The following is a 25442-nucleotide window of genomic DNA, read 5'->3' on the forward strand; positions in this document are numbered from 1 at the left end:
CACCTGTTACCTAAAGTTGACAGCGCTTGACATCCAGTTGTAGGTGCCTCGCCTTTTTAACGCGGGGACGGGACCACCCGCGGCACGCAACGATTCTCGTTTCCCTGATGTCGAAACCGTTTCAGCCCCTTTTCAAAGAACACCACGGCCTGTATGCCGCGCCGCTACCGATCCTGCGCACAGATCGTGAGGTGGCCCTGCAGCTCCGCCCACTTCACGTCCACGTGCGTCCCCAGCCGCACCGCCCTGTCCTGCGCCTCAAGGAGCATGGCCGTCGCAGTCTGCGCCGCGGTCAGGCGGATCGAGGCAGCTTCCTGTGGGTAGCGCACCGCATCCTCCTCCATGGAGCGACGCATGGCCGCCACCTGCTCCCCCGCCACCCGGAGGTGCTCCTGATACGCCTCTTGGGCAGCATCGGTGCGGAACTTCATTCTGACTCTCCCGTGAGCTGCCGCCAGCATCGCAGCGGGATCATGATCCAGTCTCGCTCCCCGTGCGCGTCGTTCGGGCCGCCAGCGATCTCGATGGCCAGCGCCGGCTCCTTCCCCGCCGCCGCCGCCTCGCGGGCGATCTTGTCCAGCCACGCCTTCTTCACGTAAAGACTGGCGTGCTCGGTTCTTTTGCACTCGGTGAGGAAGTCCTCCGCGCGCACGTCGCCCTTCGCGTACATGGAGGCGCCACTGCCACGGTTGCGGTGTCCCCGCATCACCCGGGCCACGCGGTGTTCCTGCTCCGTGGGGTTGCGCCCACCCTGCTCCAGCACCCTCGGCCGCGTCATCGCGCACCCCCTCCATCGACCACCCCGCAGACCATGCACTCACCCGTCCACTGGTGACACGTCCTGCGCCCGCACTGTGGGCAGACTGTCGCGTCTGGCCCCGCCTGCTCCTCCGGCGTGCACTGGCGCCCCCGGCGCTCCTCGATCAGGCGCGCGTACCGAGCGGAGACATCTTCCGGCGCATCGCGATGCGCGTCCGCCCAGCACTTCTCGCAGGTGCTCACTTGGGCTTCCCCTCTGGTTGCAGGATCGTCAGATCCTGCAAGGACACGGTCGTCACGGTCCTGGACGCCCCGGGCTCCATCGCCTGGCACACGATAGCCAGCCGTCGACTCGGAAACCCCTCAATGCGCCATCGGCCGGGACGGTTGGCCACGCTCACCTCCTGCCCCACCTGATACTGCGCCACGTTCCTTCGCGCCATCCTCGCCTCCATTCTCCCGATTATAGCGCATTACTGCGCGTTTGTCAACTATTTTGGCGCACACGTGTTCGCTTTTCAGAGTAGCCGATCTCGGCCCAGCTTGGCCAGGTAGTCCCGGATAATCTTGGGCATCGCACCGTTGGGTTCCACCGCCCCCAGTTCGATCATCCCGCGCGCCAGCTCGCGCACGCGCGCCAGCGGCATCGCCGCCATCCGCGCCCACTGGCGCAAGTCCGGCTCCCCGTCCCGCCACAGCACCCGCTGGTACACCGCCAGCAACCGGATCTGCTCCGCCGTCAGCGCCACGATCACGTGCGCAGGTAGATCACGCGGCCGATCAGTCATCGATCTGCTCCGGTACCGAACTGGTCGCCAAGCTCCAGCGCTCCAGCACGACAGCCGCGTAGGCCGGGCTCACCTCCATGGCGCGGCAACGGCGCCCCAGGTGCTCACACGCGATGAGCGTCGTCCCCGACCCGACGAATGGATCGTAGACGATCCCCTCGGTGATGCTACTGTTCGCCACCAAGCGCTCGATCAATTCGACAGGCTTAGTAGTCGGATGTAAGTCTGATTTCTGCGGGCGAGCGAACTCCAAGATGCTGGTCTGAAAGTCCCCGTAAAACTTGTGGCCACCTTCCTTCCATGCATAGAGGATCGGCTCGTGCTTGTAGGCGTAATCGGTGCGCCCGAGCACGTGGTTGTTCTTGACCCAGATCAGCTCGTGACGAGGTTCTATGCCTGCTCCCATCATCATCATCATCATCATCATCATCATCTGGTCGCCGCCCTGCGGCATGAAGCAGTAGACCACCGCCCCGGGCGCCATGACCGCGCTCATCTCCGCGAACGCCGCCCGCCAAAACTCCTGCGTCTGCTCCTTGTCCGCATGGTCGCCGTCAATCGGCACCTGAATGCGATTGCCCGGGGAAATCGCATTCAGGAACGTGTTTTTGTCGGCGTAGGCCACCCCGTAGGGCGGATCGGTCACGACCAGTTCCGCCAAGTCGCCCCCCATGAGTCTCGCTACGTCCTTAGCCTTGGTTGCGTCCCCACACAGCAAGCGGTGATCCCCCAGCCGCCACAGTTGGCCAGGCGCCGTTCCCCACCGGCCCTGCAACACGTCCGCCTTGGATTGCAAGGCTTCCGTACCATCGTCGCCCCCAGGCGGATCATCCTCGCCCGCCAGCAACCGCGCCAGGTCTCCGTCGTCGAAGCCCAGGGCGCCCAGCAACTCCTCGCTTTGCCGCCCGAGATCTTCCAGCACAAGCCGCAACCCCTCGTCGTCCCAGTCGGCCACCACTTCGCCCACCCGGTTGTCGGCCACCATGAAGGCCCGCGCCGTGGCACCGTCATCGTCCGCCCACAGCACGGGCACGTGCTGCGCACCCAAACGCCGCAGGGCATCGGCCCGCTGGTGCCCCGCCTCTATGACGCCAGTGCGCCGATTCACCACGATCGGCCAACGCACGCCGAAGGCTCTGATGGAAGTCAGGAGCGCCTCCAGGTTGACCTGGGTGCGCGGGTTGCCAGGATCGGGGCGCAGGAAGTTGATCGGGACGAGCATCGCCGCCAGACCGTCCAGCACGGGGATGTTGGTCCCTGGGAGGTAATACGTGCCGTCCCGCTGATCCGCGGAGACCGGCGGCGGCGGCGCGTCGAAGTCCGGGATCGGCTCCGCTACGGCGCAAGCATCCGCTGTACCAGCGTCGCCCGGAGCACCCGCCGCACCGCTGGCTCCTCGATGCGCGCCACCACGTCCGCCTTGGTCTTGTACTTTTCGTCTCCGAGTCGCCACTGCGCACCGTCCTTCGCCAGCAGGCCAAACTTCTCAGCCTGGGCCACCATGTAGTCGATGTCCAACACCTTCCCAGCATCTCCCCCGAGCAGCCCCATGCGGTAGCCGCCCTGCACGTTGGGAGACGCTGTCTTGTTCTTGACAACGCGGAAGTTCATCCAGATATCGGTGAGGCGCTTGAGCTGCCAATCCTTCTTCATCTCCTCGTCCATCGTCTCCTTCTCGCCCGTGGACGACCACAGCTTGGCAATGACGGACGCCGTGAACTTCTGGCCCTCCCCGCATGGAATAACCGTCGGATCGCCGAACGAAACTCCAATCTTTAAGCGTTCTTGGTTGATCCAGATCTCCGTGATCGGGCGACCAGTGAAGGAATGCAGCGCAGCCCTGCTAGAAGTCGTCTGCCGAGCCATCTTGTTGACGAGCCGGGCAGCCAGACCCTGCTGCCACTCCGACGTAGATTTTTCGACCTCAGCAGATGGGGTGAGCGCAGCGATCGAGTCCAGGATGAGGAGATCCACCGACCCGGTGTACGCCAGCTCGTTGCGCAGATCGATCGCCTCCTCTGCCACGGATGGTTTGGCCAGGATCATGCGATCGGGATCACACCCGAGCGCCCGCGCCCACGCGGCGTCGAAGGTACCCTCCACGTCAAGCATGCCCACGCGGAACTCCTCGAAGGAGTTCTCTGCGTACTCCTTGCAACGCTGCTTGAAGTCAGCGGCCGACTCATCCTTGATCTTCACGGGGGTGTAAATGCCCGCGCGAACGCAATCGCAGGATGCAACAGCAACAGCGCTCAGCTCCCCAGTATCGGGGTCGAATCGCTCCTCCACCGTCACCCCGCCAGGTGGCCGCCGGTAACAATTGGCGCACAACTCCTGCGCCAGACCAGCAACGCGCAGCGCAGCAGTGGTCTTGCCGCTCGACTCTGCCCCTCGGAAGATGGACACGTGTCCCACTGGCACACCACCACCAAGGGCGAAATCAAACGACAGGCTGCCAGTGGTAAGGCGCGGGCCTGGGCGCGGCTGCATGCGACCGGCCAACCCGATCATGCGATCCCCGTACTTCTTGTTGGCCGCGGTGCACAGCGCAGCCAGCTTGGATTTTCGGGTACTCACTCGGTTCCTCCTCCACGCAGCCGTTCACGCTCCGCCGCGATGCGCTGCGACAGGTACTCCTGGAGCGCTGCCACGGCCTCCTCCGCGTCCTCATCATCCCCGATGGGGCGCGACAGGCCCAGGTCCAGCTTGTGCATCTCGAACCGCACCGCCGCGTTCAGCGTCATGCCGTACTCGACCCAGAGGAACCGACGCTTGCCAGGGAGGGGCGGTAGTGGCGCCTCCTCGCGGGGGCTGTTCCGCACCAGCGCTTCCTCCCGGTCCAGCACCTCCCCGACGAACGCGCGCACGGCATCGAGGGCCTCGTCGGGCATGAGCGAGGCGGTCGGATCGAAGCCAACCCGCGCCCCGATCTGGATGCGGACGAACTCGTAGTTGCCCAGCGAGATCGTTCGCCCCAGGGCGAACATCGTCTCCACAAGGTCCCCACCCTGCTGCACCGCGATCGGGCCGAATGGGCGGTCCGCATCTCGGACAGGTCGATCTGGCGATCCCTTCACTTGGTAGGTCTCCGTGCACCGCTCTGTCCCGACGGTGCTGCGTGAGGCGTCTTCCGACATGGCTCGTTTCCCTCCCGCGAACACGTGTTCGCTTGTCGCATCAGCGGTCTATCACCGCCAACCTTGGAGCCACGATACTACCATATTCAGATCGGTTTGTCAACAGCCTGCGATGCCCAGCCCCTCCCACCCTCGCCGCACTTCCTCGGTAAACTCGCGATCGCGCGCCGAAACGCGAGGTCGGCGACCAAGCGCAAAGCGCAGGACCAAGACCATCGCCTCGGTGTAGAGGCGATCTCCACGGGGAGATCTGTACGGTGTTGGAGGGAGAAGGCCAATGCGCGTCCAGTAGTTGAGCGTGTTCTTGCTGCGCCCCAGGTCTTGGGCCACACGGCCCACCGTGTACGCCACGGTCTGCTCTCCGTTCACGAGCACGCGCAGTGGCGTCCGAGGACCAGATGTCCTGGGGGGGGGCAGCAGACCCTGCTCCCGCAACCGTTCGCGCTCCTGGCGCTTGCGAGCGCGGTAGTCGCGCGCGCGCCGGATGGCCTCATCACGGTAGGCAGGATCACCACGATAGCGCTCCTGGCGACGCTCCGAAAGAGCATCGCGGTGGCTCTCATAGTAGTCTCGCTGATACTGGCTGCGGTCTCGCTCCTCCTTGCTCATGCGCTTCCGCTTCTTTTTCCTAGATGTGATCATGTCGCTTACAAACGCCTCCCACCACTACCAATATACGATCTGAATCGGTTTGTAAACATCGATCAGCATCCCAGGGTCCCGTAGTAGCGATCTCGGCGCGCTGCCATGCCCCGCATGCGCGGGATGCGCTCGTCCACAACGTCCACAACCAGCGGCGTCGGCTTGCCCTGGCACCTCCCAGCGCGCCAGGGGCACCAGTGCTCGCACCGATCCGATGGCACGCACACGCGCCGCAGTCTCCCAACCACTTGCTCCACGTCGCTGATCGGAGTAGCCATCACTAGTACATCTAATGCCGGAATATCGAGGCCCTCCATCACGAGCTGCTGCGTGGCAAAGATCACGTTTGCACGCTCTGCCTGCTCCAGGTCGGCCAGCGTCCGTGGCGCCAGCTTGGGGTCCCCTCGTCGGTGCGCGCGCGTGGTGGTCTCCCACCGCTCTCCCGTGAACCACTGCCCGGTGTAGAAGCCGGTGACCACAGGGAACGGAAGCGACACGTTTTTCATGATGCGCACGAGATCCTCCGCCATCTCCTGCAGGTGCTCCAGACGTGCGCTCACCACCAGGATCTTCCGCTCGGCCCGCACCGCCTGCACAAGGTCGTCCACGATGGACCGCGTACGATCGCGATCCTGGCACAGCTGGTTGACGATCTGGGCGCTGTTGAGCTTGTCCACCTTGACCTCGTAGCTGCCACGCTTGATGTCCGTCAGGGTAGTCCCAGTATAGATGCGGCGCACCCGAGGTCGGACCGTCTGTGTGCGCGCCGCGTACGTCACAGGCGCGATGTGGTAGAAGAAGACATCATCCGCGCCGTCCTTGCGCCTTGGCGTCGCCGTCAACCCGATCCGGTAGGCCGCGGCAAACTTTGGGATGATGCTGCACCACGATGCAGCGCCGATGCGATGCGTTTCGTCACTGGCTACTAGACCGAACGTATCAGGTCCGTACAGATCCTGCGGGTAGCGGCCGCCCGTGTCCCGCGCCAGCGACTGGAGCAGCGCGATCACAAAGTCTGGCGCGCGCCCATCCCGGGTCACCTGATGCTCGCAGCGGTCCTGCTGGATGATGCCGACCACCGCATCGGGCAGGAACTTCCCGATCCGGTCCACCCACTGGTGCAGCAGGAACTCCTGGTGCACTAGGATGAGCGCGCGCCGACCTATGATCCGCGCAACCTCGATGGCGGTGGCCGTCTTCCCGAACGCCGGCTGGGCTTGCAGCAGCGCGCCTCCCCAGGGCTGCTGGCCATCCTCCCCGCAGAGCGCCCGCAGGAGCACCTCCACGGCCTGCGCCTGCTCCGCGTAGGGCCCCTCGAACCGCGCGGTGGTCTCCAGGGGCCGCATCGGCGCCCCGTAGCCCACCCGGAGCACCTCCTCATGAGCCCCCGTGCGCATCGTGCGGTAGAAGCCCCGGGGCACGCCCAGCAGGTTGCGCGCCTCGTCCAGCGCGTAGAGCGCGATGGGGGCCGGCGGCTCGGCCCCGGGGATATCCGTCACAAGGCGCGGTTGGATCGTCAGGCGGTCCACGAGGTTGGCCACCTGCCGAGGTAGGAGCGCCGCCCGGTCCAGCCAGGCGTATCCGCCGATCTCGACCTGCATCCGCTACCAGGTGCCGGGGCCGCCGCGGAAGTCCTTGTCGTCCGGCGGAGCACCGTCATCGCTGTACCCAGCACCCTCCACGCGCCCACCAGCAGGACGACCGACATCGGGCGCGCCACTGCCGCTCACCTGGCGGCCACTGCGCCCGGAATCCTGCGCCATAGCACCGACGTCGACCCAGCGCGCCATCTCGTCGGCATCGAACAAGCAGGTCTTCTCCAGGTCCCGGATCGTGTAGCGCTGGAACAGGTCCTCACGCTCCACGTACTTCGGGTCAGCTCCAAGCCGCAGGAGATATTCCCGCATCTCTGGGATCGTGCCGCTGCCAGCGCGCTCCACAAACTCCCAGGTGTTTCCGATCGCTGGCTCCTTGCCACCACCACGTAGGGTGTCGTAAACGCATCCTGTGAGGTCGCCACGACGGCTGCGCTGATCCTCGAAGTATGCCAGTTTTCCGGGGTTGTCCTTGCCACCGCGCTTGGCCACCATGAGGCGCTTCTGGAACTGAGACTCGCGCTGCTCACCCTTCCGGTCCACCCATGGCTCCGGGTAGAGCATTGGAGTGCCATCCTGGTACACCACGTATCCAAGTTCGATGACCGTGAAGTATGCGGCGTAGCTGGCCCCGAACTTCGCCTGGCACGGCGGGCAGATATCCGCGATGCGGTTCTCCCGCAGGCAGATAGCCTGGAACACACCGCGCGGCACGCGCGGCATGCCGTACGTGTCGTGCTCCCACAGGTAGAACGGCACACCGATGATCAGGACGCGCTTGCGCGCCGCCTCGCCAACCTTGATGGGGTTCTTTTTCGGCGGGGGCACCTTGAAGCGGTAGATGGCGTCTCGATTAGATCCTCCTCCGCCGCCACCATCCTCGCCATCGCGGTACTTCCCGTAGTCCGCAGGTGGATCCCATCCATCGTGACCATAGCTGCTCTTCGTGTGATCTCCAACTCCTGGCATGGCTTCCTCCTGTGCTCTCCGAGCACGGTTAAGACCTCTCACCGAGGTCGCATACCAACGGTTGACTCACGTCAACCAATCTCAGAACGGAACTCCTTCGTCGTTGAATCCTCCATCAGGATCCTCCGGGATCTCATCGAACAACATCTGATCGAAATCCCAGTGCACCCTCACTCCATTGCCCACGCCCTGGCCACGCCGTAGCTTGAGCGGCTTGATGCGCAGCCAGCGGTCATCCCGCATGTCCTTGTCCTGCTCCAACGCGAACACCGCGTGCGAGTCCTGTCCGATCTCGTCGGCAAGCGCGATCGTCCCCAGCCGCACGCCCCCCCCCTTCTTCTCGGACAGCTCCGCCGCGCGGTTGAGCTGCACGAACCCGATGCCGGCCATGTCGAACCGCTTCACCGCTCCCTTGAACCACTCCAGGGCCACCAGCAGCTTGTCCCGGCGCTCGCCCTTGATGCGCAAGTCGTACAGAGAGTCGATGGCAATCAGCGTCGGCTGGCAGGCTCGGATCGCGGCCTCGATCCCCCGCGGGGTAAGATCGTCGTCGGAGTCCATGATCCATAGCCCCTCCTGCACCCTGCACGCGTCCACCGCCTGCTGGAGGCGCGGCATCTCGTACTCGCCGATCGTCCCGCGCACGAGGTGCATATAGCTGACAGGAGAGTGCACCGCGAAAAACCGCTCCGCGATCTCTTCCTTGCCCATCTCGGGCGACACGATCAGGACGCGATATCCCTCCATCCACGCATGCCGCGCAGCCAGCACGGCAAGTAGCGTCTTGCCAACTCCGGGGCGGGCCACGAACATGGTCATGGTCTTCGGCCACAACCCAGACGTCATGGCGCTCAGCGTAGGCCACGGCAGCGGCACCCCCCGGTAGCCGTGCGCCACCCGGTCGTAGGTCTCCAGCACGCGATCGCCCATCGCCAGCAAGCTCGCGGGCATGCGCGTGCGCGTCAACTCCAGGACGGCGTCCTGGAGCCCCGTGAAGGTCCCAGACAGCAGCTCCGCGTGGGTGTCCGCAAACCCCTCCGCCACCAGCTTCTGGGCCGCGTAGATGATTCTCCGCACGGCCGCCTTCTCGCGCACGATCGCGGCGTAGTGCTCCACGTTGGATGGCGCAGCGACACCATCGGTGTATCCATCCAGAGCAACCGCACCACCAATGTGATCAAGGCTCCCCAAGGTTTCCAGCTCTGTGCCAAGGGTCACGTGGTCGATGCCCATCCCGCGCGCGTGCAGTGTGCAGATGGCCTGAAACACGATCCTGTTCGTCTCGGAGTAGAAATCCCCAGCACTGAGGATGGCCATCACCGATGGCAGCAACGCTCCGTTCAGCAGGATGGATCCGATCACGGCGCGCTCCGCAGCAGCGTCAAAAGGCGGAACCCTCTCCGCAGATCCTGCCATGGGCACCCCTCACCTTCCTGCTATTCGCGCAGGGTAGCTTGCAATTCGCGCGCGACCGCATCCCGGCGATCGATCCCACACACGTGCACCGGCATCGCGTGCTCCTTGAGCGATGCCATCGACGAGACCTTCAGCTCCTCAGCCATCTGATCGGGGCTCATGTTGGTCGTGATGATCGTCACGAGCCTGTTCGCGTTCCGATGCCGGATCAGCTCGTCGATGATCCGCGCGCCAAACCCGGTCGAGTCCTGCGTCCCCTTGCCGAGATCGTCAAGCACGAGCACGTCCACGTTGAGGGCGCGATCCCAGAAGGTCTGGTCCTCGTCGAACATCTCGCGCTCGACGATCAGCCGCTTCAGGTCCGCGGCCTCGGCGTAGAGCACCGGGTTCCCGCGGCGCCGAAACTCCATCGCGATAAACACGGCGATGCTGGTCTTGCCCGTGCCGTTCGTCCCCCAGAGCACGAGGCCCACGCCACGCCGGCGCATCTCCGGCAACTGCCCCATGTAGCTGCGCACGGCAGCGCGCGCGCTGATGCCACCAGCCCGGCCCGCCTCGTCAGAAATCTCATCGCCACGGACAGACCAATACCTACGCGGGACCCGCATGCGCCGCAGGTCCTCCTCGGTCAACTTACGCCAGTAGGTGACAGTAGCCCCTTCCATACAACTACTCCCAGCCCACGTCCATCGGCTTAGACGGGGGCCGATACTCGTCCGTGTCCTTCCCGCGCCGGGCGCGCTTGCGCGGTGGCTTGGGAACGTCAGCCATCCCCTGCACCTCCGCGAAGACGTCCGTGCGGATCTTCCACAGCAACCCGATCCCTGGGATCCCTCCCAGGCGGCCGCCAGAGGCTGCCACGCGCTGCGGCCACGTCGCGCAGTAGTGCACGATGGCCTTCTCCACCAGCGTCGGCCCATAGGCGTTCAGCAACTTCCGCACCAGCCTCTTTTGCCAAACCGTCCACCACTCCTCCTCGGGCGGGAGGACCAGCTCATCGCCGTATAGCAGGCGCAGTTCACGGCGGAACCAGTCCCGCACCTTCCCTATTGTCACAGGAGGCGCTTGGTTTGTCAACTGTTTTACAAACGAGGGAGTCTCAGCACGGTCCGGTTGCTCTTCGGAAACAGGTTGCCGCGGAGGCCGCTTGCTCCGCTTTTTTGCGACTTCATCCCGCGATCGTTCGGTGCGCGCCTTGGCCGACTGAACTCGCGCGCGAAGGGCCAACAAGCTCTCCCTACCGGACGTCATCGCGGCTCTCCACAACCGTGACCTGCCCCAGCGGGTAACGTCGAACTCGCGCGCCCACGCGCACGACGACAAACCCCCAGGCGGTCTTGAAGTCGATCCCGTGGGTCATGCGGCACTGGTCTGAGAACTCCCGCGCCTCGACATCGCCCATCTCCAGGATCCGATCGCGCCATCGCGTGACCTCCTCCACGTACCCCTCGCCATCGGGGGTGCGCACCCTATCCCCGACGCACAACAGCAAGGTCGATCACCTGCCCCCCTCCCTCGCCGTACACCCGGCGCCACAGCTCAGCCGCGTACCGCCACGCGAACTCGCCCCCGAGCCCCCAGTTGAGCAACATCGCCATGTGCTCCTGGTGATCGCCGATCGCGTAGCAACGCTGCCACGTCTTGCGGACGTACGAAACATTCCAGTGGCCCGTCATGAACGGGCTGACGACCGCGCCGACGAACGTGTGATCCTCCATCGAGGAGAAGGACGCCAGCACGTCGCCGCCCAGGTGCTCAGCCACAGTGCCGAGACGCGTTGCCTGGAGCACGTAGCGCGCGCCGTTCCCCGGCTCCCAGACCAGGACGCCCACAGGGGGGCCAGCCACGTACAACGTCGTCCTGCCCTCTGGTGGCCGATCAAGCATCGGCGCTTATTTTACCAGAAAGTAGCCGTTTGTCAAGACACAGATTCGACGGGGTGCGCAATAGCCCTGCGCTTTTCACGCTCGCGGCGACGGTTCATCATCTCGGTGACATACGTGAAGTGGAAGTCAACGTGGTATTTGCCAGCAACCGCAGACAGCAGCGAGCGGATCGAGCCCACGACGTGTCCGTTGCGGCCGATCACCAGCGGGATATCCGCGGGGTGCGTGAACAGCTCCGCAATCACGCTCGTCTCTCCGGATCGAATCACCACGCGCACCTCATCCGGTTTGTTTACGAATGTCCGCACGACCAGCAGGATCTCCCGCATGGCCACCTCAACCTCTGGCTCCCTTGGGTTCTCGTCCACCTCGGCCTCCTCAGAATCCAAGATCGTTCAACGCCGCCTGCTCCGCCGCGTCCCGCGCAGCCATTCGCCGATCCGCCTCCGCCCTCGTGATGCCCATGCGCCGCAGCGCGTTGCTCCGGGTCGCCCGCTCCCGGGAGGCGCGCAGCTCGCCCAGCTGGGCGCTATAGCGGCGACACAGCGCGTGCAGCCACCGGTAATCGGAGGTCGCCAGAGTGCCTGCGCTCTGGAACTGGGATCGCACCGCATCGACGCGCGCCCGATCAGCCGGCCGCAACTTCACGCTCCGCAAGTCCCGCAGCATCTCGTCGATGGCCACCGCAACACCTCACCGTTCAACCGCTGTTCTAGCATCGTTCGAGAGGTGTTGTCAAACGGAGTTGCTAGGTAAAAGGAGCGAACACGTGTGCGCGAGGAAGGGGAGGGGAGCCTAGGCGGCCGCGCGGTCGAGCACCGAGCCGGCGAGGATCTGCAGCTCCAGGGCGCGGTCCGCGCTGACCTCCTGGTCCTGCGCGAAGAGGCTGATCGCGTTGGAGGCGCGCCAGAGGGTGTTGCCGGGGGGCAGCATCTCGACGTCCGGGGTGTTGAAGACGCCCACCAGCGCCTTCTCCTCCGACTTGGACACGCTGCCAACCTTGCGCAGCTGCTGGAAGAGGGCGGCGACGTCGATCTCGGTCTCCGACGCGCGCCGCAGGAGGGCCATCTCCTCGTTGATCCGCTCGGGCCGCATCAGCGCGCCGATGACGTCGCCCATGGCCGAGATGCTGGCCTGCGTGTCCAGTCGGCGGGTCTCATCCGAGAAAGCGAAGTCCTCGTCGAGACGCCGACCGAGGTGCACCTGCCGGAAGGCGTCCTGCCGCATGGCCCCGTTGAGGCACCAGACGCGCAGGACGAAGAGGCGCAGGTCGAGGGCGCCAGCACCGAAGTCACTGTTCTTGAGGGTGGCGCCCACCACGCAGAGGCCGCGGGGATCGGTCGGAACCGGGTCGAAGATCGTGGGGAGCGTCATGGTCAGCGTGACCTTCGTGTCGTACACGTGCCCGTCGGTGGGCACCGCGCCGAAGCCCTGCATCGCCCGGACGAAGTGCTCGAAGATGGGGCCGCTGTCCAGGCAGCGGTAGCGGTCCGAGAGGATGCCGCGCACCTGGTCACCCACCGCGCGGAAGAGCAGGCGCTCGCGGTCGATGTTCGTGTAGATGCGGTTGAGGGCATCCGCCAGCAGATCGGTCGACCAGGGCTGCTCCTGATCGAGCAGACGCCGCGCCGTGGTCTGCCCCATGATGTTGGTCTTGCTCACCCCCTGGTCCAGGGCGTGAGGGTGCACCGCCAGCACCCGGGTGTCGCCGTTGCGGCCGAGGGCCACCTCCAGCTTGTTGTGGGCGTTCGCCCGAAACCGGAAGGCGTCGGTCGGCACCAGGAAGTCCTGCGGCCGCTCCGCCTCGATCCGCGTGAGGGTGTTCACCGCCTCCTCGCGGCCCCGGTTGATGAGCGCCTCGTACTTGGCCCGGACCTGGGCCACCTTCTCCTCGGGAGCCTGAAACTCGTACATGGGATCCTCCTTTCGCCAGCAAACCGCCCAGGGTAATCCTGACCCAGCGCCAGCGTACAGGGATAGATTAACACCTTCGACTGCGTTTGTCAACTGCTAATCGACAGCGGTTGGCGATAAAAGTGCAGCGCACAGCAGGGCACACTGGGAAGATGAATCCTCCAGGGAAATCGGATAGATGCGGTCTATCACACGGAGGTTCAACACGGGGTGCTGCCCCGATGCGTCGAGAACACCGATCGATCCGACTAGTCCATCCAGCGGCGGGAAGCTCCGATCGATGCGGTATCGCACCCCATCGATCGCCCAATCCAGATCTGCAGGATCAGCAAACCAATCCGCGACATCCTCGGGGGTATCCCCGTAGCCGTAGGCCAGCAGCCCAGCCGCATGCCGCTGGATGCCGTACGCGCAGGCATCGTAGTTGCGCACGCCACACCAGGCCACCAGAGTATCCCCCAGCGGGATGCTGCCAGCGAGCGCCCACGTGGGCGCCCACCGATGCCGGTGGAGGGGTCCCTCCGCGACCACGGCCCCGTTGACGTCCAAGGTGCGAATCATGCCGCCGGGGGCCTGCTCGGTGCGCTGCTGCCACTCCAACCGGACAGCCTCCGACGTGCGGACCGCACGCACCCAGAGACCATCCGCGCTCCGCGCGTAGTAGATCTCCGGCTGGATGTGCCGCCGATCGTACACGGAAGTTCAGTTCGGCTTCGATCCGCCGTCGAGGCGCCCGGTGCGCACAAGCTGATCGCGCATCGCACGCAGGTCCGCGGTCGCCGCCTCCTCCGCCTCGGCCTCCTCGGGCGTGGGCGAGACAGCAGCCTCGGCGGCCGCAGCCGCCCGATCGGCCTCCATGCGCTGCATCCCAGCCTCCATCGCCTCCGCCAGCATCTCCCCCTCCAGGACGCTCGGGGGCCCCTCGTCCAACGGGCCGTCCCACATGCCAGCGGCCTCCAGCTCCTCCTCCAGTCCGGACGGCCCATCCGGGAGCTGGATCGCCTCGACCATGGCCTGGCGGCGCTCCAGGTCCGCCTGGGCCGCCACGTTGAGGCGCTCACGCACCTCGTCGCGACGGGCGATGGCGTTGACGCTCCAGGCCGCCCCCTCCTCCTCGACGGGCACCTCGCCGAACATACGCAGCCCCCCCGTGGTGGGGAACTCCGTGCCGGCCGCCTCGTAGCTCGCCTGGGCATCGCGCTCGTCCGCGAAGACCTCCACGATGGGCGCCGCGCCCTCTCCCTGCGGCGTCTCCACCACGTAGAACTGGAGGTCGGATCGGCGCACCACGCCGGGCACGATCTCGTCGTCCGGGTGCGGCTCGGCGCCCTTGGGCTCCAGCCCCAGCGGGATCCGCATGCCGGGCGGCAAGCACCAGAGGTGCGTCTGGGGGGCGTCCACGCGCCGATCCTCTGATGGGAAGATCTCGCACGCCTCCGCGGTCGGCCCAGCGATCTCGTTCTTGATCCGCTGGAGATGCTTCCACTCGGGCGGCCTCCCATCTCGACGCACGATGATCATGTGCATCACAGGCGCAGCTGACGGGCGCCCATCCGGCCCCATCATCACGAAGCCCGAGCTGGTCGTCTGCTTCACGTAGACGGCGTACTTGTGGTTTGCGAACGCGGCCACCACTCCCTGGGCCGCCCCCTCCGGATCGACTGGCATGCGCTGCAGCGGCACCCACTGCGTGCTGGCCGCGCGGTTGCGATCGAAGCGGACGACGTTCTTCCCGTTGTGCTGCTTGCTGGCCATATCGCTCACCCGATCCGCGCCTTCACGCGCATGTCGAACTTGCGGGGGCGCCCCTCGCGCAGGACAGCCACGATCTCGGCGTGGCGATACAGCTCGGCCACCTTCTCTCCCAGCGCATCCTTGGTCTCGAACCCCGCCACCTGGAGCTGCTCCATCGCCTCGTGGCGGTACAGCACGGCCCACGGCATGGCCGCCTGCAACAGCGGGTCCGTGAACTCCATCGCGTCGCGCACCTCGGGCGTCCGCTCCGGGATGTTGGCGATCTCCCGCACCAGCCGCACCGGCAGTTGCAGCACCGTGTCCCCAGTCACCTTGTCCACGTTCATCTCACTGCTCCTTCTGGCGCTCCTGCTCCAGCGCCTCCAGCCGATCCATCAACTGGTCGTTCATCCACGCCATCTCCGCCGCGTTCCGCTGCCACCGGCGGATCGTCAGCGTCCGCCACAAGCGCCCGATCAGGACGCCGATCATCAGCGCCGCCACCGCGGTCCCCGCCAGCATCCACCACGTCATTGGTCACCTTCCCGCGCACACGTGTGCGCATCTGCACGATCCGGCGCCACCCCGCCAGGCGCACCTGGATGAGCTTGGCCACGGCATCCAGTGGCGACGAGACATGGAGGGTTCGACGCTCCTGTCCGTAGGCGGGGAACGTGCACCAGCCGTCCGGCTCGAACCGCGTGCCGAGCCATGCCTCGATCAGCGCCTCCTCGTCCCAGGCCCCGCTCTGGAGCAACGTGTTGGCCTGTCGGCAGAGCATCTCGACCATGGCCCTGGCATCGTCCGTCTTCGTTGCGGCGTTGGTAGCATCACGCGCCGTCGTCATGATCTCGTCCTGCCCCCCCTGGGCCGACACCGTCACATCCAGGTGAACCAGCCGCTCCCCGTAGAAGGCCACCTTGGCGTACACGTCCTGGACGCCAATCTCCAGCTTCACATTGAAGCCCGGGAGACCATCCAATACCAGGGCCGCATCGATCGCGCTTCGCTGATCGCGCATCCTGATCCTTCCTCACAGCGGCAGCAGCCGCTGCACCTTCCCGTGCTGGGCGTACCAGCACTCTCCCATCAGCGGGCACCGCTCGCACTCGGGGTACTGCCCCGCTGCGCACGGCCCCGCGCCCACGTCCAGGACCATGCTGATGGCCATGTAGGGCGCCGTGAAGATCGGCCCGTTACCATCTGGGGGGCCATCCCCGTCCCCAGCCTGCGCCGCGGCCTCCAGCACCTCGCCGATCCAGATAGCGGGCGTCACCTCGGGCGCAACACGGCGCCCCACCCGGTCCACATTGGTATCCACCGGCACCGCAGCGAAGCCGTGCAACGCGGCCACCATGGCCGCCGTGTAGGGGCCAACGCCGTTCTGATTCGCCAGGTAGGCCGGGAGCTGCGCCCGCGACAACTCCCCCAGCGCCACGTAGTGGAGCACCTCCGCGAGGCCGTTCACCGTACGCAGCTTCATGGCCCCCAGGCCCAGTGGGGCCACGCGCGCCAACCGATCCGGCTCGGACAGCGACAGCCAGTCCAGGTAGCTCGTGACGCCCGCGAACACGTCGAAGTAGGCCCGGGCCACCGCGTCCGCTCGGGTCTGCGCGAGCAGGCCCTCCACCAGGGCGCGCCGATCCAGTGGCTCCTCGGGGCTGCGCCAGGGAAGCAGCCGGTCGTTCCAGTGCCGATCCGCCCAGGTCAACAGCGCCTGTACCTGTGCTGTCGCTCCCATGCAGCCCTCCTCCGCCAGGGAAAAAGCGGGGGCCCCTCGGGAGGCGGGCGGGGGGGACGCTCACCTCGACCGAAGGGCCCCCATAAACCTATTTCACCGCACGCGCACCCCCTCCATGCGGTACGTCCGCTTGCGGCCCTCCGTGACCACCGGGATCCACAGCGGCATCTCCTCGCGCGTCGCCCCGAGCCAGCGCGCCACCGTCGTGATCTTGCTGTTGTACCAGAGGTTCCGCTCGGCGAATGGGTCCGCCCCGGGCCACAGCATCCATGGGCGCGGGTGCGGATCCCGCACGCGGTAGCGGGACGAGTAGAACAGCGCACGCCGGGCCATCTCCTCGGCCCCGATGTACAATCCCGGCACGATCGACGTCAGCTGGTCGAACTGCTCCCGCGTCAGGTGCTTCATGGAGTAGCGCATCTGCCAGGGACCACCGTCGAACTTGTTCCCCATGTGCATCGTCACAACCTTGCCGCTCTTCATCTTCACCTGGACCTTGCCCTTGGCGAAGTCCGGGTGGGTGACGATACCCCAAACCGTGTCGCGGTCGTAGGTGAGCCGGAACTTGTCCACGACCTTCTTCTCGACCTTGCGGGTCGCCGTGCGGCCGCGCCACGTCTCCGTGATCAGGACCTTGCCGACGTGGGTCGCCGCCCACTTCCGCGCCGCGAAGCAGAGGGCGCACTCGTTCATGCCGGACTCGTTGGCCATCGTGGCGAAGGCTCCCCACGGGTTCAGCGCCACGCCGGTCTGCCGCTCCACCTCCTCCAGCGCAGCCAGGAAGTGCGCCGCCCAGAGCGCCGCCTCGAACACCAGATCGTCCTCGGCCACCTCCTCGCCACAGCGCTCCCAGCGCACCTGCTTGCTCTCGGGGTGCACCCGGGACCGCAGCACGCCGATCGTCAGCCGCTCCACCAGCGGGCGCTCCGCGGTGCTCGCAGCCCACAGGTGATCCATGTCCACCGCCACCTCGGGCACCGGAACCGTCAAGCGCGCGATCTGGTCCTTCAGGTGCGCGTCCGGATCCGGGACCGTCAGCTCCTGCTCCGTGTTGACCACCTCTCCGTGAACCGTCACGGCGCCCGCTAGCATGGCAGCCAGCGTCAGCGCCAAGAGTAAGATCGGTACTCGCATCTCGTACACCTCCTTCGCGGCCGACTATACCACAACCTGCCGCGCAGCAACCGCTCAGACCGCGCGAAGCGCCCCCCGCCGATCTTGCAACTGCTGCCAAACCTCCCGGCCGTACTCCTCGTCGCCCAGCACGAGGTTCAGGAGCGCCACCAGCGGCCCCACGCGCCCCTCGCTCTCCACGCCAAACGCAGCGAGCTTCCCCGCCAGGTAGGAGTAGTGGTGGAGCGCGCCATCGCTCAGCGTCAGCGCGATCAGGCCCTCGTGCGCGGACACTGACACCAGCAGGTCCCCGACCGCGCACCCCAGCGCCTCCGCGGCGATCTGCGATCGGATGGGCGTCGCGACCAGCACGTAGCGCGTGCCATCCCCGGGCTGCCACTCCACCAGGGTGACGCCGTGTTCGTCCTCATAGAACTTGTCGTACTTTCCCCCGTACCCAGTCACCGACGGCTTCCGCATCTTTCTCTCCTTGCCCGCATCGCGCGAGCAGTTAGCGCCCATCTGGCGGCGGCGGTGGCACGAACACCCCCCGCGCCAGCAGCGCGGCCTCGCTGTCATCGTCCTCCTCCGGATGATCGCGCACCACCACCAGGATCGTCTGCGATCCACAGCGCGGGCACACGCCCGCTTGCCGCTGCTCCGGGGTCTGATCTTCTGCCCCCGGCACCCCCGCCTGCCACCCGCAGCGCTCCTCGGACAGCTTGGTATGTGAGCAGGTGCCGCGGAACCGGAAGCCCGGGCACGAGCAGCGTACCTGCCCTTGCACGATGAGCGCCTCCACCTCGTACTCCGTCCCTGGAGCGGACACCGACGGAACCTGAAAGGACAACCGGCGACGTACCGCAGGACACGCCTGCACCTCGATCAACTTCGGTGGCACCTTCGCACCTTACACCTCGTAACCAGTTGGAGATCGTGATGCAATACTACCATTAACCTTGCGGTTTGTCAACAAAATTAGCAGGTACCGCTCGAATCATAGCAATGGCAACACACCAACCCATCCTGGTAGTTGTCACAGTGATAATCGGTGTCTATCTGCCCGATGGGAAAGGTTCCACCAGTGCAAACATTGGGGAACATGCACCCGTAATGCGGGTCTGCCACCGGGCAGGGCTCCGGGTCCGGCGGGTCCGTGTCGTCGGGGAGGTCGCAGCAGACGAAATCGTACTGGCAGAAACCCGCCACGACCGTGCCGTCCACTATCCCACAGAGCCACTCAGAGTAGCACAACTCCTGGCAGGGATCGGTATCCGCGTCCGTGTCCGCGTCGGTATCCGCATCGCTGTCCGCGTCGGCATCGGTGTCCGCATCGGTGCTGGCGGGATCGCAACAGACCGAACCGTCATCGTCCGGGCAGATCCCTGCGACCATCGTGCCCGCCTCGCAGTCGTCGTAGGGCAGGCAGGTGTGCGAGCACATGGGGTGCGGCATGCCCGCGCAGCAGATGTAGCCTGAAGCGCAGCCGGTCGCACTCGGCAGCTCCCATCCCTCCCACCAGGCGCACTTGGCCGCCGTCACGCAGCCGTAGGTCGGCTCGCACGGGCCAGCATAGTCCGTGTCGCTGTCGGCATCCGCATCCGCATCGCCGTCGGCGTCTGCGTCCGAGTCCGCGTCGGTGTCCGCGTCGGTGTCGGAGTCGGTGTCCGCGTCCCCGTCTGCATCTGTGTCCGCATCTCCAGAAGATGTGTCCTCATCGAACGGATCGTATCCACCGGGATCGCCACAGGCGGCCAGCAGCACCAGAAATATCCATGAGCGTTTCATCGTTTGCCTCCTTGCACTTGGACGGACTGCACGTCCGGTTCCCCGCATTGTATCACCGCGTTCCCCTCAGCGCAGCGCATAACGACGCCGACCACCACCAGGGCGACCACAAAGGCGACGCTTAGACGGCACAGGCGCGCCCGGGCCCGATCCAGCTGGTCGTCGAAGGGCAACCGCAATGCCATCACGATCCTCCCAAGCGCGCCATTCTAAGGCGCTCTTTGGCGCGATGAAGGTGATCCGCGTACATCTCATCGAGCGCCGCGGCCTCAGCATCGTCGAACGCGCGCAGGATCCGCTCCAGAACCTGCCCCTGCGCCTCCGCCGCCAGCATCCGCCCCCGGTCCACAGCATCCAGGGGCCGAGCATCCTCCAGTTGGAGCGCGCGCTGGCGCACCTGCCGCAACTCATGCTCTACGATCGTACGGTACGGGCCCATCCCATCCTCCGCGCGGGCATCATCGCCCTGCCATCGTGAGGATAGCTTAACCCGTTGTTATGCGTTTGTCAACCGCAAATCGGACCAGCGGGGGAAACGGAGGATCCATCGCGGGGGGCAATTGCGAAGACGTCCTCGGTGCGGATCACGGTGTACCGATGATCGCCGATATCCACGTCGCTCCCAGCGAACTGGCCCAGAAGTACGCGATCCTGGACCTGCACCGCGCCGGCCTGGGGCCCGACCGCCAGCACCTGCGCCCACGACAGCGGCTGTTGCGCCTTGGCGGGCAGCACGACCCCCCCGGGGGTCCGGCGCTCCGCCGGCTTGTCGCGCTGGATCAGGATGTAGTCCCCTTGCATCATCACCGCCTTGGCAACGTTGTCATCCATTTTTTCGCTCCTTGTAGTCCAGGCACTTGCGGCCCAGTTGCATCGCTCGTTCGATCTCGGGGCGCGTCAGCTGCCGCGGTTGCAGCGCGCACCCCTTCCGCTTCTTGGCATCGGCCATCCAGAGCACCTCATCGAAGGTCAGTGCCCGCGCGCCCACCTCCTCGGCAAGCTGGAACGCCTCCAGCAGCCCCACCGCGCGCGCCACTGCTACGCTTCCCCGAGCAGCCAGGTCTCCAGCGTGACCTCCTGCTCCTGATCGACCACCACGGTGGACACGTGCCCACCGTACTTGGTCGCCATCTGCTGCGCCCGCGCCACATCTGTATAGGATCCCCAACAACGAACCCGGAATCCGATGGCCGGCCCGGTGGGTTGCTCCTCCCGCGCCTGCGTTGTCACGATGTAGATCAGCATGTGATCTCTATCCTTTCGCGAACACGTGTTCGCACCTTAGCCCATCGCACATCGGTTTGTCAACGAGATTGGCGCTCCTTGGCGCGCTTGCGCTTGGCCTGCGCCGCCATGACCTTCAGGACGGCCTCGGGGCGCCACGCGTGACCCGTCCACATGGCGTACCCGTACTTCCCCTTCACGTGGTCGGCCAGGTACTGCCCGTGGCTGGACGCGCGCTGCATGCGCGTCCACACCGTGCGGGGCACCTTGACGTAGCGGTAGAGCCACCCCGGGTGCGCCTTGCGCCCGGGCCCGCGCGCGCGGAACCGCACGAACAGCATCCGCGCCTCGTCCGCGTACCCGATCTCATGGATCGTGCTGCTCTCAACTCGAACCATCGCTGGCATCCCATCGGGGTCTGGGGGTGGACGGAACACGATCTTACCTTAGCGCATCCTCCTCGGACGTGTCACGGGGATCATTCCAGGGGACCTCGCGGTCCTCGTGGTCCACCAGCAGGATCGCGTGGACAGCCGAGGCCGCGCGGAACACGCCATCCTCGTCGCGCACGAGCCGATCGTCGGGCAGCGACCGCGTCCCTGTGGGGGGCACGCCGCGCAGCGGCAGCGCGCGGAGCAGGCCCAGCATCGCGTCCATCAAGGGTCCCTCCCCGCGGCCTCGTCCCTGGCGGCCTCCTCCACGCACGCCACACACGCGCGGGAGAGCGCGCCACGGATCTCCAGGCCGTGGAAGAACTGCAGCTCCGCCAGCGGCCTGGGCTCGCCGCAGACGTGGCACGTCATGACCGGATCGAAATGGTACCAGCGGCGCAGGCAGCACACCTTGTACTTCCTGCCGGATCCGCATGGACATTGGTCGTTGCGACCGATCTTCATTCGCGCCCATCCAGGATCCGCATCCCTTGATGGTAACGCTTCGAGATACCACGCTGTTCAGGAGGCAGCTCATGCGTCCGCATGAGGTTATCCTCTAAGTCGGCTCGCTTCACGCACACTGCGATCCACGATCCGCTCTGCGCAATTGCTCGCACGTAGTCCGCATGCGTCGGCCGATCCGGAGTTCCAGCGGCAGGCCGAGACAGCAACATCACCGCCTCGACCACCTCTTCCGAAAAGCGCGCCTCCAGCTGCGCGCGCGTCACGCCGCAGTCCTCCACCACGTCGTGGAGCACCGCCGCGCACATCGCCGCCTCCCCGGCCGGGTAGACGCGGGCCATGACCCGCAGCGGGTGCAGGATGTACGGCTTCCCGACCTTGTCCACCTGCCCCGCGTGCTTCCACGTGGCAAACCGGATTGCCCGCTCGATCTGCGTCACAACACCCTCCTACCGGTCGATCCCCTCGCGCCAACAGGCGAGGTCTTCCTCGTACGCCTCGCGGTCCACCTGCCGCTGCGTGGGCACGTCGTCGTCGTAGCAGTCCGCGCAGACGCGCGCCCCGTCGATCAGCTCGTAGTCCCGGCACGCCTCCCCGCGCTCCTTGCAGACGTCACACTGCGGACAAGAGCAGCACTCTCGGCAGGTGTCGCACTCGTCGCAGTACGACTGGCCTTCGTCCAGCTCCATCCCGCAACTCGGGCACTCCTTCGCAACCTCCCCCTTCCCACCGCACACCTCGCACTGGACCATCCACTTCTTCGCCATCTCACACCTCCAGTACGCGGATCTTCTCCATCTCCGCGTCGATCTCCCCGGAGATCCGGTTGACCTTCTCGGACAGCTTCGCGTGGTACTTGCGCAGCGCCTCGACGTACTCGCGTCGCACGGCGAGTTCGTCCGGGTTGGCCTTCTCCCAAGAGTTCCCATTTGACCAATCGTGAGCATCCAAATGCGGGGATCCTTCGCGCCAAATTCCAACGCTGTACCGCGTCTTCGCATCGGAAGGCTTCCCAATGCGAAGCTCCCCTCCGCTGTACTGCTTCGCAACTGTCAGGCGGCGGTCCATCTTGAGCTTCCGCAGGTGGGTCCCACACAGCGGCGCTCCATCGTGCTCGCCCTTCGCTGGTTTCCCACACGGAGCGCTATGGCGGCTCCATACCTCACCAGCCCCGACCATCGCCACGCACTTCTTCTCGTCAGCCATCGTCGCCTCCGTCACGCCTTCCGGCGGTTGCCGCGGGCCGTCACCTCGACGCGCCTCCACCGCTTCCCGCAGTCCACGCACGTCCCGACCTCGGCCCCCCGCTGGTAGACCACCGTGCCGCAGCGGTGCGGCTGCGGGGGGGCATCACGCGCCATCTCGTCCCGGCAGTCGTTGCAGATCCGCTTGCGCCCGTAGTGCAGGTACGGCTGGACCTGCGAGCAGTTCAGGCACACAGGCATGCCGCACCGGAAGCACCGCGAGCGCACCAGGGCGCTGCTGTTCGCCGGAGCGAGGCAGTCGATGTCCACGACATTGCAGTGTTCCATTCGCATCGTCATGCGGTCCTCCTCGCTGCTGCTGCGGACACCGCCGCGCGCCGCCCCGCCTCTGCCACCAGGACTTCCGGGCGGTACACGATCATCTCCCGATCCCGGCTCACACCACGCTCGATCATCCCCGCGTAGTGCGCCATGGCCGCGATGACGTGCTTGCAGGCGTATGGCTGCGCGCCAGGGTGCGCACGGTTCCACGCGTGCCCCCGATGGAAGTAGTCGGCGCAGGAGCAGTACAGGACGCCATCGCTGCCCAGCCGCAGGACGTAGTAGCCGCCCCCGTGAACGCCCGCCCCCCCCAGAGGGCGCCCGCAGACCTCCTGGCGCTGGCCCCGGCGCGTGCGCCGGTACAGGGCCACCACGTTCGGGTGGCCATCGGAGTCGCACAGGCGCCGCAGGTGTCTACCTGGCGTGCACGCGTGCAAGTACATGGCCACCTCCTTCGCCCAGCATCCGCGCCGGGCCTCCGCTCACACCCCTATATTAACCACTGAAACAGGTTTGTCAACAGGAAAAGTTATGCAGCATCCCAGCGCTGCCAGCAGGCGAGGCAGAGGAGGTTGGTCGCGCCCGAAGCCCAGGCACGAACGCGCGCCTCCAAGATATCCGGAGGTGCCGTGCGCCGCAGATAGGCGCACGTGGATCCTGACAACCGGCGCTCCACCTGCGCCCCGCACCCAGGGCACTTCCACCCGACAACGATCGATCCGTCCCGTTGGACTTCCGCCTCATACTCGACCGGCCCACGGGTCCCCGTCCAACCGAATGGCCACTGCTCCGGGAGCGGCCGCTTCGCGTGAACACGCATCTTGCCCAAGCGAGCGCGGCCAGCCTTCTTGGGAATGGCAACGAACGAAGATTTGCGAGCTGCAGCAGCTTCCTCGCGAGCAACCGCTTCGATCTCTCGAATGCGGGCCAGCGCAGACGCCCGCTCGTGCTCTGGCGTGCCGCTATGCGCCGCCAGGGACTGGAGCCGCTGCAGCAGCTGAGATCGATTCACCTCGATCCTCCTCGCCGATCTGGCGGGACGACCTGGATCACAAGCGGCTCCGTCTTCTCGCGGAACAAGGCCCCAGCCGCGTACAGCCGCGTCTGCGCCTGCGCCTCCGGCAACCCACTGGGGTACCACGTGTAGCGCTCCTTGTGCTCGTGGCCCATCAGCACGATGTCGGCCCGCCCCAGGACCACCTCGAAGAACTCCTTCGCGTCCTTCAACCGGCAGAACCAGTCGGTGTAGTACGGGTTGTGGTGCAGGGCCACCACGCTCACCGCCCGGTGCTTCTTCATCTCATCCAGCTTCCACCTCAGCCTGGTGCGCTGCCAGAACCCCACGCGGCCCTGCGCGAAGTCCACGATGCTGCCGGTCCGCAGACAGGTGTCGAGGCCAATGATCTGCCCCACAGGGAAGCCATCCACGCGGAACATCCAGTTCGTCTCGGCAGCCAGCGCCACCCGCAGCGTGGCGAACCGCCGCACGCAGTCCGCGCTGTAGAAGTTGCCCAGCCGCCCGAAGTCGTGGTTCCCGGGAACCAGCATCAGGCGCCCCGTGAACGGCGCGAGGAGCACTTCCGCCTTGGCGTACTGATCCTCCTTGCCGTCGTCCGTGATGTCGCCGGTCGCCACCACCACGTCGCCCGCCGTGAACATATCCAGGATGCCAGCGAGCTTCTCGCGCACCACGGCGTTGTCCTTGTTATTGCCGCGGATGTGCAGGTCGCTGATGTGGATGATGCGCATTTCAGTCTTCCTTCCAACGCCAGGTCCAGATGTGGGCCGGCCGCAGGCTCCCGATCGGGGGCGATCGGAAGATGAACAGCGCGCTCTCGCGCGGGTTGCTCGTCTGCTTGATACCGGGGGGCGCCACGAACTGCACGCGCGGCGACAGCAGCCGAATCTCGGCGCCGGCCGCCACCGCCGCCCGCCACCACGCCGTCGAGGGAGCCACGAGGCCCACCAGCACCGCCGTGGACCGTGGTTCCCGACCCACCTCCGCAATGGCCTTCTGCACCCACCGCTCCATCCCGCTAAAGCCCGGGTTGCACCACACCGTCTGGGAACACAGGGGCGTGCAGCAGTCCTGGTCCGCCCCGTAGCCCTCCCGATGGACCGGGACCACCCGCGCCTGGCCCACGCCGAACCACGGCCGCGCCAGGCCATCCAAATCCGCGTCGAGGTAGTACGGAACCACAGCGTTGTCCGCGCTCGCAGCCACATCCAGGTCGAACAAGAACTCGGGCTGTAGAGCCCGCAGCAGATCGATCGGCGTGCGCCACTCCTACCGGATACTATGTTCAGACTCTAC

43 protein-coding genes and 1 pseudogene are annotated in these 25442 nt (G+C 66.1%); all 44 read right to left on the minus strand.

What is annotated here, in order from left to right:
* Positions 1 to 164 precede the first annotated feature (164 nt).
* The 44 genes and pseudogenes from WC683_01115 to WC683_01330 all read right to left on the minus strand — a co-directional run bounded on the left by WC683_01115 (position 165) and on the right by WC683_01330 (position 25400).
* A complete protein-coding gene (locus WC683_01115) occupies positions 165 to 431 on the minus strand; it encodes a hypothetical protein (GenBank protein ID MFA4971181.1) in 267 nt (88 codons plus the stop codon).
* Positions 428 to 778 (minus strand): hypothetical protein, encoded by a 351-nt coding sequence (locus WC683_01120; protein ID MFA4971182.1) that lies wholly within the window; start codon positions 776 to 778, stop codon positions 428 to 430. Before WC683_01120 ends, WC683_01115 begins: the two co-directional genes overlap by 4 nt.
* On the minus strand, positions 775 to 1002 hold the full coding sequence (locus WC683_01125; GenBank protein MFA4971183.1) for a hypothetical protein: 228 nt from the start codon (positions 1000 to 1002) through the stop codon (positions 775 to 777). Before WC683_01125 ends, WC683_01120 begins: the two co-directional genes overlap by 4 nt.
* A complete protein-coding gene (locus WC683_01130; GenBank protein ID MFA4971184.1) occupies positions 999 to 1202 on the minus strand; it encodes a hypothetical protein in 204 nt (67 codons plus the stop codon). The genes WC683_01125 and WC683_01130 overlap by 4 nt, the downstream gene beginning before the upstream one ends.
* A 75-nt stretch (positions 1203 to 1277) precedes the next feature.
* Positions 1278 to 1547: a hypothetical protein gene (locus tag WC683_01135; protein MFA4971185.1), complete on the minus strand. Its 270-nt coding sequence runs from the start codon at positions 1545 to 1547 to the stop codon at positions 1278 to 1280.
* Positions 1540 to 3000 (minus strand): DNA modification methylase, encoded by a 1461-nt coding sequence (locus WC683_01140; protein ID MFA4971186.1) that lies wholly within the window; start codon positions 2998 to 3000, stop codon positions 1540 to 1542. The genes WC683_01135 and WC683_01140 overlap by 8 nt, the downstream gene beginning before the upstream one ends.
* A gap of 131 nt (positions 3001 to 3131) precedes the next feature.
* A pseudogene (locus WC683_01145) lies at positions 3132 to 4124 on the minus strand (hypothetical protein).
* Complete coding sequence (locus WC683_01150; GenBank protein MFA4971187.1) at positions 4121 to 4684, minus strand: hypothetical protein; 564 nt, start codon at positions 4682 to 4684, stop codon at positions 4121 to 4123. Before WC683_01150 ends, WC683_01145 begins: the two are co-directional and overlap by 4 nt.
* A 99-nt stretch (positions 4685 to 4783) precedes the next feature.
* Positions 4784 to 5326, minus strand: a complete 543-nt coding sequence (locus WC683_01155; GenBank protein ID MFA4971188.1) for a MerR family transcriptional regulator — start codon at positions 5324 to 5326, stop codon at positions 4784 to 4786.
* A 62-nt stretch (positions 5327 to 5388) separates the two neighbouring features.
* The gene (locus tag WC683_01160) at positions 5389 to 6927 is read right to left on the minus strand and encodes a DEAD/DEAH box helicase family protein (GenBank protein ID MFA4971189.1); all 1539 of its coding nucleotides are present in this window, start codon (positions 6925 to 6927) and stop codon (positions 5389 to 5391) included.
* A 3-nt stretch (positions 6928 to 6930) separates the two neighbouring features.
* Positions 6931 to 7890: a hypothetical protein gene (locus WC683_01165; GenBank protein ID MFA4971190.1), complete on the minus strand. Its 960-nt coding sequence runs from the start codon at positions 7888 to 7890 to the stop codon at positions 6931 to 6933.
* An 81-nt stretch (positions 7891 to 7971) separates the two neighbouring features.
* Positions 7972 to 9306, minus strand: a complete 1335-nt coding sequence (locus WC683_01170) for a replicative DNA helicase (GenBank protein MFA4971191.1) — start codon at positions 9304 to 9306, stop codon at positions 7972 to 7974.
* A gap of 20 nt (positions 9307 to 9326) precedes the next feature.
* Positions 9327 to 9971, minus strand: coding sequence for an ATP-binding protein (locus WC683_01175; GenBank protein MFA4971192.1), 645 nt, complete (start codon positions 9969 to 9971; stop codon positions 9327 to 9329).
* Positions 9972 to 9975: 4 nt separating this feature from the next.
* Complete coding sequence (locus tag WC683_01180; GenBank protein MFA4971193.1) at positions 9976 to 10347, minus strand: hypothetical protein; 372 nt, start codon at positions 10345 to 10347, stop codon at positions 9976 to 9978.
* A gap of 196 nt (positions 10348 to 10543) precedes the next feature.
* A complete protein-coding gene (locus WC683_01185) occupies positions 10544 to 10774 on the minus strand; it encodes a hypothetical protein (protein ID MFA4971194.1) in 231 nt (76 codons plus the stop codon).
* 1 nt (position 10775) lies between these two features.
* The gene (locus tag WC683_01190; protein MFA4971195.1) at positions 10776 to 11192 is read right to left on the minus strand and encodes a hypothetical protein; all 417 of its coding nucleotides are present in this window, start codon (positions 11190 to 11192) and stop codon (positions 10776 to 10778) included.
* Between the two features lie 32 nt (positions 11193 to 11224).
* Positions 11225 to 11560 (minus strand): KH domain-containing protein, encoded by a 336-nt coding sequence (locus WC683_01195; protein ID MFA4971196.1) that lies wholly within the window; start codon positions 11558 to 11560, stop codon positions 11225 to 11227.
* A 10-nt stretch (positions 11561 to 11570) separates the two neighbouring features.
* Positions 11571 to 11861 carry a hypothetical protein gene (locus WC683_01200; GenBank protein MFA4971197.1) on the minus strand — a complete coding sequence of 97 codons (291 nt, stop codon included), beginning with the start codon at positions 11859 to 11861 and terminating at the stop codon, positions 11571 to 11573.
* 126 nt (positions 11862 to 11987) lie between these two features.
* The gene (locus WC683_01205; GenBank protein ID MFA4971198.1) at positions 11988 to 13106 is read right to left on the minus strand and encodes a hypothetical protein; all 1119 of its coding nucleotides are present in this window, start codon (positions 13104 to 13106) and stop codon (positions 11988 to 11990) included.
* A gap of 96 nt (positions 13107 to 13202) precedes the next feature.
* On the minus strand, positions 13203 to 13802 hold the full coding sequence (locus WC683_01210; protein MFA4971199.1) for a hypothetical protein: 600 nt from the start codon (positions 13800 to 13802) through the stop codon (positions 13203 to 13205).
* A gap of 6 nt (positions 13803 to 13808) precedes the next feature.
* Positions 13809 to 14861 (minus strand): hypothetical protein, encoded by a 1053-nt coding sequence (locus WC683_01215; protein MFA4971200.1) that lies wholly within the window; start codon positions 14859 to 14861, stop codon positions 13809 to 13811.
* A 5-nt stretch (positions 14862 to 14866) separates the two neighbouring features.
* Positions 14867 to 15172 (minus strand): hypothetical protein, encoded by a 306-nt coding sequence (locus tag WC683_01220; GenBank protein ID MFA4971201.1) that lies wholly within the window; start codon positions 15170 to 15172, stop codon positions 14867 to 14869.
* Between the two features lie 11 nt (positions 15173 to 15183).
* Complete coding sequence (locus WC683_01225; GenBank protein ID MFA4971202.1) at positions 15184 to 15861, minus strand: hypothetical protein; 678 nt, start codon at positions 15859 to 15861, stop codon at positions 15184 to 15186.
* 12 nt (positions 15862 to 15873) lie between these two features.
* Positions 15874 to 16434 (minus strand): hypothetical protein, encoded by a 561-nt coding sequence (locus WC683_01230; protein ID MFA4971203.1) that lies wholly within the window; start codon positions 16432 to 16434, stop codon positions 15874 to 15876.
* 240 nt (positions 16435 to 16674) lie between these two features.
* Positions 16675 to 17715 (minus strand): hypothetical protein, encoded by a 1041-nt coding sequence (locus tag WC683_01235; GenBank protein ID MFA4971204.1) that lies wholly within the window; start codon positions 17713 to 17715, stop codon positions 16675 to 16677.
* Positions 17716 to 17769: 54 nt separating this feature from the next.
* Positions 17770 to 18273: a hypothetical protein gene (locus WC683_01240; GenBank protein ID MFA4971205.1), complete on the minus strand. Its 504-nt coding sequence runs from the start codon at positions 18271 to 18273 to the stop codon at positions 17770 to 17772.
* A complete protein-coding gene (locus WC683_01245; protein MFA4971206.1) occupies positions 18206 to 18595 on the minus strand; it encodes a hypothetical protein in 390 nt (129 codons plus the stop codon). The genes WC683_01240 and WC683_01245 overlap by 68 nt, the downstream gene beginning before the upstream one ends.
* A 77-nt stretch (positions 18596 to 18672) precedes the next feature.
* A complete protein-coding gene (locus tag WC683_01250; GenBank protein MFA4971207.1) occupies positions 18673 to 19482 on the minus strand; it encodes a hypothetical protein in 810 nt (269 codons plus the stop codon).
* Positions 19479 to 19667: a hypothetical protein gene (locus WC683_01255; protein MFA4971208.1), complete on the minus strand. Its 189-nt coding sequence runs from the start codon at positions 19665 to 19667 to the stop codon at positions 19479 to 19481. Before WC683_01255 ends, WC683_01250 begins: the two co-directional genes overlap by 4 nt.
* The gene (locus WC683_01260) at positions 19667 to 19921 is read right to left on the minus strand and encodes a hypothetical protein (protein ID MFA4971209.1); all 255 of its coding nucleotides are present in this window, start codon (positions 19919 to 19921) and stop codon (positions 19667 to 19669) included. The genes WC683_01255 and WC683_01260 overlap by 1 nt, the downstream gene beginning before the upstream one ends.
* 68 nt (positions 19922 to 19989) lie before the next feature.
* Entirely contained in the window at positions 19990 to 20313 is a 324-nt protein-coding gene (locus WC683_01265; protein MFA4971210.1) for a co-chaperone GroES, read from the minus strand.
* A complete protein-coding gene (locus tag WC683_01270) occupies positions 20306 to 20518 on the minus strand; it encodes a hypothetical protein (protein ID MFA4971211.1) in 213 nt (70 codons plus the stop codon). Before WC683_01270 ends, WC683_01265 begins: the two co-directional genes overlap by 8 nt.
* 2 nt (positions 20519 to 20520) lie before the next feature.
* On the minus strand, positions 20521 to 20727 hold the full coding sequence (locus tag WC683_01275) for a hypothetical protein (GenBank protein MFA4971212.1): 207 nt from the start codon (positions 20725 to 20727) through the stop codon (positions 20521 to 20523).
* Positions 20728 to 20786: 59 nt separating this feature from the next.
* A complete protein-coding gene (locus tag WC683_01280; protein MFA4971213.1) occupies positions 20787 to 21104 on the minus strand; it encodes a KTSC domain-containing protein in 318 nt (105 codons plus the stop codon).
* A gap of 43 nt (positions 21105 to 21147) precedes the next feature.
* The gene (locus WC683_01285) at positions 21148 to 21363 is read right to left on the minus strand and encodes a hypothetical protein (protein MFA4971214.1); all 216 of its coding nucleotides are present in this window, start codon (positions 21361 to 21363) and stop codon (positions 21148 to 21150) included.
* Complete coding sequence (locus WC683_01290) at positions 21363 to 21602, minus strand: SEC-C metal-binding domain-containing protein (protein MFA4971215.1); 240 nt, start codon at positions 21600 to 21602, stop codon at positions 21363 to 21365. The genes WC683_01285 and WC683_01290 overlap by 1 nt, the downstream gene beginning before the upstream one ends.
* A complete protein-coding gene (locus tag WC683_01295; protein ID MFA4971216.1) occupies positions 21599 to 22042 on the minus strand; it encodes an HD domain-containing protein in 444 nt (147 codons plus the stop codon). The genes WC683_01290 and WC683_01295 overlap by 4 nt, the downstream gene beginning before the upstream one ends.
* 9 nt (positions 22043 to 22051) lie before the next feature.
* The gene (locus WC683_01300) at positions 22052 to 22369 is read right to left on the minus strand and encodes a hypothetical protein (protein ID MFA4971217.1); all 318 of its coding nucleotides are present in this window, start codon (positions 22367 to 22369) and stop codon (positions 22052 to 22054) included.
* A 1-nt stretch (position 22370) separates the two neighbouring features.
* Positions 22371 to 22808, minus strand: coding sequence for a hypothetical protein (locus WC683_01305; protein MFA4971218.1), 438 nt, complete (start codon positions 22806 to 22808; stop codon positions 22371 to 22373).
* Between the two features lie 11 nt (positions 22809 to 22819).
* The gene (locus WC683_01310) at positions 22820 to 23146 is read right to left on the minus strand and encodes a hypothetical protein (protein MFA4971219.1); all 327 of its coding nucleotides are present in this window, start codon (positions 23144 to 23146) and stop codon (positions 22820 to 22822) included.
* Positions 23143 to 23571 (minus strand): hypothetical protein, encoded by a 429-nt coding sequence (locus WC683_01315; GenBank protein ID MFA4971220.1) that lies wholly within the window; start codon positions 23569 to 23571, stop codon positions 23143 to 23145. Before WC683_01315 ends, WC683_01310 begins: the two co-directional genes overlap by 4 nt.
* Before the next feature lie 86 nt (positions 23572 to 23657).
* Positions 23658 to 24140 (minus strand): hypothetical protein, encoded by a 483-nt coding sequence (locus tag WC683_01320; protein ID MFA4971221.1) that lies wholly within the window; start codon positions 24138 to 24140, stop codon positions 23658 to 23660.
* Positions 24137 to 24877, minus strand: a complete 741-nt coding sequence (locus WC683_01325) for a metallophosphoesterase (protein MFA4971222.1) — start codon at positions 24875 to 24877, stop codon at positions 24137 to 24139. The genes WC683_01320 and WC683_01325 overlap by 4 nt, the downstream gene beginning before the upstream one ends.
* Before the next feature lies 1 nt (position 24878).
* Positions 24879 to 25400, minus strand: a complete 522-nt coding sequence (locus tag WC683_01330) for a DNA N-6-adenine-methyltransferase (GenBank protein ID MFA4971223.1) — start codon at positions 25398 to 25400, stop codon at positions 24879 to 24881.
* Positions 25401 to 25442 lie beyond the last annotated feature (42 nt).

Source organism: bacterium (assembly GCA_041648665.1).
Taxonomy (GTDB): Bacteria; UBA10199; UBA10199; order 2-02-FULL-44-16; family JAAZCA01; genus JAFGMW01.

Coding starts and splice junctions, on each gene's coding strand:
- WC683_01175 (MFA4971192.1), bottom strand. CDS start 9,971: ATGGAAGGGGCTACTGTCACCTACTGGCGTAAGTTGACCGAGGAGGAC.
- WC683_01300 (MFA4971217.1), bottom strand. CDS start 22,369: ATGGCGAAGAAGTGGATGGTCCAGTGCGAGGTGTGCGGTGGGAAGGGG.
- WC683_01275 (MFA4971212.1), bottom strand. CDS start 20,727: ATGCTGATCTACATCGTGACAACGCAGGCGCGGGAGGAGCAACCCACC.
- WC683_01250 (MFA4971207.1), bottom strand. CDS start 19,482: ATGAAACGCTCATGGATATTTCTGGTGCTGCTGGCCGCCTGTGGCGAT.
- WC683_01315 (MFA4971220.1), bottom strand. CDS start 23,571: ATGTACTTGCACGCGTGCACGCCAGGTAGACACCTGCGGCGCCTGTGC.
- WC683_01310 (MFA4971219.1), bottom strand. CDS start 23,146: ATGACGATGCGAATGGAACACTGCAATGTCGTGGACATCGACTGCCTC.
- WC683_01120 (MFA4971182.1), bottom strand. CDS start 778: ATGACGCGGCCGAGGGTGCTGGAGCAGGGTGGGCGCAACCCCACGGAG.
- WC683_01115 (MFA4971181.1), bottom strand. CDS start 431: ATGAAGTTCCGCACCGATGCTGCCCAAGAGGCGTATCAGGAGCACCTC.
- WC683_01325 (MFA4971222.1), bottom strand. CDS start 24,877: ATGCGCATCATCCACATCAGCGACCTGCACATCCGCGGCAATAACAAG.
- WC683_01160 (MFA4971189.1), bottom strand. CDS start 6,927: ATGCAGGTCGAGATCGGCGGATACGCCTGGCTGGACCGGGCGGCGCTC.
- WC683_01280 (MFA4971213.1), bottom strand. CDS start 21,104: ATGGTTCGAGTTGAGAGCAGCACGATCCATGAGATCGGGTACGCGGAC.
- WC683_01215 (MFA4971200.1), bottom strand. CDS start 14,861: ATGGCCAGCAAGCAGCACAACGGGAAGAACGTCGTCCGCTTCGATCGC.
- WC683_01155 (MFA4971188.1), bottom strand. CDS start 5,326: ATGATCACATCTAGGAAAAAGAAGCGGAAGCGCATGAGCAAGGAGGAG.
- WC683_01170 (MFA4971191.1), bottom strand. CDS start 9,306: ATGGCAGGATCTGCGGAGAGGGTTCCGCCTTTTGACGCTGCTGCGGAG.
- WC683_01235 (MFA4971204.1), bottom strand. CDS start 17,715: ATGCGAGTACCGATCTTACTCTTGGCGCTGACGCTGGCTGCCATGCTA.
- WC683_01205 (MFA4971198.1), bottom strand. CDS start 13,106: ATGTACGAGTTTCAGGCTCCCGAGGAGAAGGTGGCCCAGGTCCGGGCC.
- WC683_01240 (MFA4971205.1), bottom strand. CDS start 18,273: ATGACAGCGAGGCCGCGCTGCTGGCGCGGGGGGTGTTCGTGCCACCGC.
- WC683_01290 (MFA4971215.1), bottom strand. CDS start 21,602: ATGAAGATCGGTCGCAACGACCAATGTCCATGCGGATCCGGCAGGAAG.
- WC683_01150 (MFA4971187.1), bottom strand. CDS start 4,684: ATGTCGGAAGACGCCTCACGCAGCACCGTCGGGACAGAGCGGTGCACG.
- WC683_01165 (MFA4971190.1), bottom strand. CDS start 7,890: ATGCCAGGAGTTGGAGATCACACGAAGAGCAGCTATGGTCACGATGGA.
- WC683_01265 (MFA4971210.1), bottom strand. CDS start 20,313: ATGGATGACAACGTTGCCAAGGCGGTGATGATGCAAGGGGACTACATC.
- WC683_01225 (MFA4971202.1), bottom strand. CDS start 15,861: ATGCGCGATCAGCGAAGCGCGATCGATGCGGCCCTGGTATTGGATGGT.
- WC683_01190 (MFA4971195.1), bottom strand. CDS start 11,192: ATGCTTGATCGGCCACCAGAGGGCAGGACGACGTTGTACGTGGCTGGC.
- WC683_01130 (MFA4971184.1), bottom strand. CDS start 1,202: ATGGCGCGAAGGAACGTGGCGCAGTATCAGGTGGGGCAGGAGGTGAGC.
- WC683_01285 (MFA4971214.1), bottom strand. CDS start 21,363: ATGGACGCGATGCTGGGCCTGCTCCGCGCGCTGCCGCTGCGCGGCGTG.
- WC683_01255 (MFA4971208.1), bottom strand. CDS start 19,667: ATGGCATTGCGGTTGCCCTTCGACGACCAGCTGGATCGGGCCCGGGCG.
- WC683_01305 (MFA4971218.1), bottom strand. CDS start 22,808: ATGGCTGACGAGAAGAAGTGCGTGGCGATGGTCGGGGCTGGTGAGGTA.
- WC683_01135 (MFA4971185.1), bottom strand. CDS start 1,547: ATGACTGATCGGCCGCGTGATCTACCTGCGCACGTGATCGTGGCGCTG.
- WC683_01260 (MFA4971209.1), bottom strand. CDS start 19,921: ATGGGCCCGTACCGTACGATCGTAGAGCATGAGTTGCGGCAGGTGCGC.
- WC683_01200 (MFA4971197.1), bottom strand. CDS start 11,861: ATGCTGCGGGACTTGCGGAGCGTGAAGTTGCGGCCGGCTGATCGGGCG.